Annotated in this window: 4 protein-coding genes and 1 pseudogene; 4 read left to right on the forward strand and 1 reads right to left on the reverse strand. The window is 68.4% G+C overall.

The features are described 5' to 3' along the window. Positions 1 to 271, forward strand: a 271-nt coding sequence (locus ACIY1X_RS24555) for a hypothetical protein (RefSeq protein ID WP_399685796.1), incomplete at its 5' end; no start/stop codon positions are given. A gap of 114 nt (positions 272 to 385) precedes the next feature. On the opposite strand, the gene ACIY1X_RS24560 is transcribed toward ACIY1X_RS24555, so the two are convergent. Beyond that, complete coding sequence (locus ACIY1X_RS24560; RefSeq protein WP_399685798.1) at positions 386 to 892, reverse strand: hypothetical protein; 507 nt, start codon at positions 890 to 892, stop codon at positions 386 to 388. A gap of 65 nt (positions 893 to 957) precedes the next feature. Here ACIY1X_RS24560 and ACIY1X_RS24565 point away from each other — a divergent pair, with 65 nt between their 5' ends. From ACIY1X_RS24565 to ACIY1X_RS24575, 3 genes and pseudogenes are all read left to right on the forward strand, one after another. Next, positions 958 to 1089 carry a hypothetical protein gene (locus ACIY1X_RS24565; protein ID WP_399685801.1) on the forward strand — a complete coding sequence of 44 codons (132 nt, stop codon included), beginning with the start codon at positions 958 to 960 and terminating at the stop codon, positions 1087 to 1089. Positions 1090 to 1780: 691 nt separating this feature from the next. After that, entirely contained in the window at positions 1781 to 4105 is a 2325-nt protein-coding gene (locus ACIY1X_RS24570) for a 7TM-DISM domain-containing protein (protein WP_399685804.1), read from the forward strand. 559 nt (positions 4106 to 4664) lie between these two features. Beyond that, positions 4665 to 5148 (forward strand): annotated as a pseudogene (locus ACIY1X_RS24575) (hypothetical protein); the annotation flags it as partial.

The following is a 5148-nucleotide window of genomic DNA, read 5'->3' on the forward strand; positions in this document are numbered from 1 at the left end:
CTCCGGTTTCATCTTCCACCTTAACAAGGTGTCATCGAAACCGGCAGCAGCCCAGGAAGCCCTGAAAAAACCTCCTTTGGACGGCCATCTGGTCCGTGTGGCTGCACACGGCATTGCGAAGAAGCTCCTCAATGACGATCACGCGGTAAGTGCGGCAGACATGGCCAAGATCAGCGATTTCGTTGCCACCACGCCACTCTACGAAGGCAAGCGCCTCTACGAAAGCAATGGCACGGACGACCGCCCCTTCTACAAGAGCATGCTTCGCTAGGGTCCCACCGCCGGCCGAAACGGCCCAAGGGGTTTGTTCGCGCTCGCGCGGACCCGCAACGCACACGCCAAAAAGACTGGGTTGGCACCTATTTGGTCGCATGACGCGCCGGCGTCAGCACCTCGCCCTGAACTGCGCGTCGCGGACTTCTTTGCGCCGCTCGGCGATCCAGGACTGCGAGACACCGCTCTGCGGCTGCCGCGCCATGCGGTCGTAGTACTCCACCTGCTGGTTGAAGTGGGCGCAGCGCGACGGATCGCCGCCGGTGGTTCCCGGCGTGCTCGCCCCTCGCTGGCTCATCACCTGGCGCTGCACCGCGTAGCCCTGCCGCGTCTGCTGGTCGGCGATCTGCACCTGCTGATCCCACGGCAGCCCTGCGGGCACTGACTCGATCCTCTCGATCAGCGCGCCACGCTCGCGGCAGTGATTCGACGACCAGAACCGGCCGCCGCTGTTGCTCACGCACAGATACACCTGGGCGGCGCCAGCGGCGTCTAGGTTGCGCACCGGCGGCGACACGTCCACCACCCGGCCCTTGCCGCAGGGATCGCTGCTGTACTGGTTGCCGCAGCGGTATACCTGCTGGGCTTGGATGGCGGAACTGGCAGCGAGCAGCAGCAAGGCGATGAAAGCGGAGCGCATGCGCGGATCGTAGCCGCGACTCTGGCGATACCGCGTCTACGCCCATGAGCACACCACGCGCCACGGCCGCACAAGGTGGCAGCTACACCGTGGGCGGCAAGACCTGCTACGTCGGGCCGCGCGGCGGCACGTACACGATCACCGCCAGCGGGCGGAAGAACTACGGTGGGTGCTAGCCATGAAGTTCGGCATCCGCAAGCCGCAAGGACGGCGATGGTCCTGCGCGCGTCCTTTCCTCGCGGCCCCGGCCGTCTTGAGCCAAGGCTTGCTCGCATAGCCCACCGCACCCGCGAGCAGGACCAGCGCGATGCCTGCCGCAACCCAGCGCGGGAGGCGTGTCGCGCCCGCACGCCTCCCCTGCGTCGCCAGGCGCCAACTGCCCACGGCGGCAGCCAGGAGCCCGGCTGACCACAGTGGGCCGTGCGCCAGTGCATGGACAGGTATTCGCCGCTTTCGCGCAGGATGGTGTTGGCGGCGGCGCCCAGCACGAGCGCGCCCGCCGGGCGCCGCCTGGTAGGGTGTCGATCAGAGAGGCCTGCACCAAGCCGTCGGCGGCAAAGGCCAGCACCCCAGGGACCCGCGGCCGCCGTGCGCAGGCCCAGCACGACGAAGATGCCGAGCAGCACGGCCATCGCACCCACCGCCGGCCAGAAGCGGCGCGCATCGACAGAGGTGGCGTGACCATGTGCGGCAGCATTCCGACGAGGCCGCAATCACCCGCGGATCACAGGAGTGCCGGGGCCGCCCGGCCCCTGATGCAGCGTACGGCAGAATCGATCCGGTGAGCACGACCGCATTCCTCGATCGCCAGAATGGGCAGTGCGCTTGCGGACGCCGTGGCCCACGCGCAGCAGGATTGACGCCTTCATGAGGATCGCTGTGCGTGTCGGCGCGTGCCTGCTGAGCCTTGCGTTGAGCCTATGGGCCTGTGCCGCTGCCGGCATGCCGCCGCTCAAGATGAGCGACGTGGACCGCGGCATCACGGCTCTCGCCACCTCGATCGAGATCCTGGAAGACTCGAGCGGAGTCCGCACGCTGCAGGACGTGGTCCACGTCCAAGACGACACGCCGGACGGCTTCCAGCCCGCCACGCCCGAACGCCTCTCCCGGGGTTTCTCGACCTCGTCTTTCTGGCTGCGGCTGTCGGTGGACAACGATTCCGACGACGTCCGGTCCGCCCGCCTGGTCCTCAACGTCACATGGCTGCAGCATGTGGACTTCCATCTGCTGCGCCACCGCGATGGACAGGCCGTGTGGACGCACGAACAGGCAGGCGTCTCCGACCCGATGGACGCCACGCACCGCCATGACCGCGTCCCTCAACTGGCGATCGACCTGCAGCCGCGGGAGTCGGCGCAGGTCCTTGTGCGTGTGAAGAGCGCGACACAGAGCAAATTGAACCCGGAACTGCACACCGCGGAACAGTGGCATCGCCTCGAGCGGAACCATGCCCTGATGAGCGGCCTGCTGATCGGCGGCCTGCTCGTCTTCTGCATCTACGCCATATCGCTGTGGTGGATCTCGCGCACGCCCATGCTGGCGTTCCAGGTCGCAGGCTTCGCGCTGCTGGCTCTGTATGAAGCCACCTACAGCGGTTATGCCCGCATCGCCCTGTGGCCCGAGAGCGCGGATTGGAGCTACCGCGCGCACGGCGTGACGGCCACGGGCGCCGTGCTGTGCCTGATGCTCTACTTTCACGAGCGCTACCGCCAGAGCCCCGTCCGCGTGCCGGGGCGCCCTTTCCTGGCGGCCCTGGCCGCCATCGAGGTGATCGTGCTGCTGGGCACCCTGTTGGGGCCCTACGCCACATTCGCACCCATCGGCATCGTCAACGCACCCCTGATCATGCTCGCGCTGACCCTGTGCGCGTGGCTCCACCAGCGGCGGGCCGGCCCCGGCGAGCGGCCGGCGATGGTCGTCATGCTCGTCATCTGTGCCGGAGGCCTGCTGCGCATCGCGGCGCTGACGATCACCCCGCCTTCGATGTCCGGCCTCGACCTCTATGCACTCGCCCTGCCCGGAATGCTGCTGGGCATGTTCGTCATCACGAGCTGGTCCTATCAGCAGTCGCGCCAGCGAACCGAAGCGCTGCGTACCTTGGCGCAATGGCAGGACCAGGCGCAGCGGCGCCTGGAGCAGGAGGTGCACCGCAAGACCCACGCCCTCAGCGAAGCCCTGGACCAGGCCGAACAGCGTACCCGCGAACAGAAGGAGCTGATGGCCTACGTGAGCCATGACCTGCGCGCGCCGATGTCCGCCATCATCGGCAATCTGCGGCTCATGCGCAGCACGCCCGGCGATCCCGATGGCCGCCTCGCCGCCATCGAGCGCAGTGCCGCCTACCAGCTCGAACTGATCGACGACCTGGTCAACTACGCCAAGGACGAACTTGGCCCGCTGTCGCTGGAAGAACAGCCCGTGCACCTTCGCACGCTGGTCGATGACATCGCGCAGTATGCGGAGGTGCTCGCGCGCCGCCGGCAGAACACCTTCGAGCTGATGATCGATGGCGCGCTTCCCGAGGCGGTGCGGCTGGACAGCAAACGTGTGCAGCAGGTGCTCCTCAACCTGCTCTCCAATGCGGCGAAGTTCACGCGCGACGGACGCATCGGACTGCGCCTGGAGGCACAGCCGGCGGGCGGATCGTGGCGGCTGCACTTCGAGGTGACCGACAGTGGGCCCGGCATCGACGAAGAGCAGCTCGCCCGAATGGAGCGCGCGCTGGCCGGCAACGAACCGGGTCCGCAAGGCGGCCTGGGGCTCGTGATCGCCCAACGCATCGTTCGCAGCATGGATGGCCGTCTGACGATCCGCAGCGGCACGAACGCCGGCGGCGGCACGCGCGTCGGCTTCTCGCTGACCGCAGGGGAAGTGCTGTCTCCACTTCCGCCCTCGCTTTCGCCGCCTGCAGCCAGCGAAGCAGTGCCTCCGCGCGCAGGTCGGCGAGCGAGGCAGCTGCCAGCCATAGCGCCGCTGTCGCCACAGCAGAAGGAGGAACTGGAGGCTCTCGCGCGCGATGGAAGATGGAGCGATCTGCACGACTGGGCGAACCGCATGGCCACCGAGGAACGGCACGAGGCACTGGTCCAGGCTGTTCGTCAGGCCCTGGACCGGCTGGACTTCGAGCGCATCCGGCTCATCGCTCGCGCGGCGCCTGCACGCACGCCACCTCGGTTCACACCGACCACGTGACAAGAGCGTGAAGAAATCGGCCGCCCAGGCCGCCTGACTCGCCTTGACTATGCCTTTCGGCCGGGTCAGCCGTTTGGCGGGCTCGGTTGGCCGCCGGTTCAATCTACAGTTGTTGACATTTGTCCGATCCGGTCGATGTCCGCGTTCAACCGCCGCTTCCCCTGCGCATCCCGTCTTGCCGGCCTTCCGGGCCGGCGGCGCGGTGCCGGGCGCTTCCGCGGATGAGACGGGCCCTCGCCGGGATGCTCGGCAGCGCGGTGATGTTCGGGGCCGTGATGGCGCAGGCGGAGGAAGCGGTGCCCTGCCCGACACCGTGCCTCGCCCTTCCGCCCGCGAAGGCCGAGGCAGCGCCCGACAAGGCGCCGAAGCCGCCCCCGCCCCCGCCCCCGCCCCCTGCGGCGAAGGCACGGCCGGCGCCCGCGCCGCGCAGCGCTCCTTCGCCTGCGCCGGCTGCGGCACGGCCACCGCTGTCCCGCCGCTGCGCCGACATCATGATGCGCGCCCAGGTGGGCGAGCCGGTTTCCGATCGCGACATGGCCTACCTGAGGAACGATTGCTGATGAATGCCCCTGTTGTCGTGCGCCGCCTGAACGGCTGGCTGCCCCGAATCGCCGCGCTCCTGGTCCTCGCCGGCAGCCTGGCCGCCTGCGCGAATCACCCTTCGGGGAACACGGCGGCGGTGCCCTTCGAGCAGGCCGTTCAGCAGGCGGTGGACGACCTGATGGTGCAGACGCAGAAGCTGCCCGCCTTTCTTGCCAAGGTCGAGTCGAGGCTGAAGCCCAACCGCATCGTCATCGACCCGCTGCTCGACGCCGCCAGCGGCCAGCAGACCGAGGTGACCCGCGCCATCGAGCAACGCGTGGTGCAGCGCATGCAGGAGCGCTTCGGCCAGTTCACGGTGGCGCCGTTCGCAGGCGACGAGGTGGAGAAGGCGCAATACGTGCTCAACGGCACGCTGTCGCGGCACAAGGACGGCGGTCCCTACCGCCTCGCCCTGGCGCTGACGGACCTCAAGAGCGGCACCGTCATCGCCCAGGCGGCCG

It is taken from the genome of Xenophilus sp. (assembly GCF_044462705.1).
Classification (GTDB): Bacteria; Pseudomonadota; Gammaproteobacteria; order Burkholderiales; family Burkholderiaceae_C; genus Xenophilus; species Xenophilus azovorans.

Bases quoted from the DNA above. Each gene is read 5' to 3' on its own strand.
- ACIY1X_RS24565 (WP_399685801.1), top strand. From the start codon at position 958: ATGAGCACACCACGCGCCACGGCCGCACAAGGTGGCAGCTACACCGTG.
- ACIY1X_RS24570 (WP_399685804.1), top strand. From the start codon at position 1,781: ATGAGGATCGCTGTGCGTGTCGGCGCGTGCCTGCTGAGCCTTGCGTTG.